The organism is Acidisphaera rubrifaciens HS-AP3 (assembly GCF_000964365.1).
GTDB lineage: Bacteria > Pseudomonadota > Alphaproteobacteria > Acetobacterales > Acetobacteraceae > Acidisphaera > Acidisphaera rubrifaciens.
The window spans coordinates 1-569 of sequence record NZ_BANB01000925.1; the positions used below are offsets into that span (position 1 = coordinate 1).

General features: G+C 74.5%; 1 protein-coding gene. It reads left to right on the forward strand.

What is annotated here, in order from left to right:
* On the forward strand, positions 1 to 569 hold a 569-nt coding region (locus tag B8460_RS19090; RefSeq protein WP_048863212.1), incomplete at both ends, for a glycoside hydrolase family 3 N-terminal domain-containing protein.

The window sequence follows — 569 nt, forward strand, 5'->3', positions numbered from 1 at the left end:
TGACCGGGGCGCTGATCGGGCTCGACTGCCGGGATTTCGACGTGGTCTGCGCCCCCGTGCTCGACCTCGCCGTGCCGGGCGCGCATGCGGGCGTGGTCGGCGACCGCAGCTTCGGCGCCGACCCGGCGGCGGTGGCGGTCCTCGGCCGGGCTTATGCGGACGGGCTGCTCGCGGCCGGAATGCAACCCGTGATGAAGCATGCGCCGGGTCACGGGCGGGCGCTGGTGGACAGCCATCTGGCGCTGCCCGTCGTCCGCGCCCCCGATCTGTCGGCCGACATCGCGCCCTTCGCCGCCTGCGCGGCCGGCCCGTCGCCCCTGCCATGGGCGATGACCGCGCACATCGTCTATACGCACCTCGATGACACATGTGCGGCAACCATGTCCCCGGTCGTGATCGGGGACGTCATACGCGGGCGGATCGGCTTCACCGGCGTGCTGGTGAGCGACGATCTGGCGATGCATGCGCTGGAGGGGCCGCCGGCGGCGCGCGCGCTCGCGGCGCTCGCGGCGGGCTGCGACCTCGCCTGCTACTGCCCCGGCGACGCCGGAGGGAGCGCGGCCGTGCTG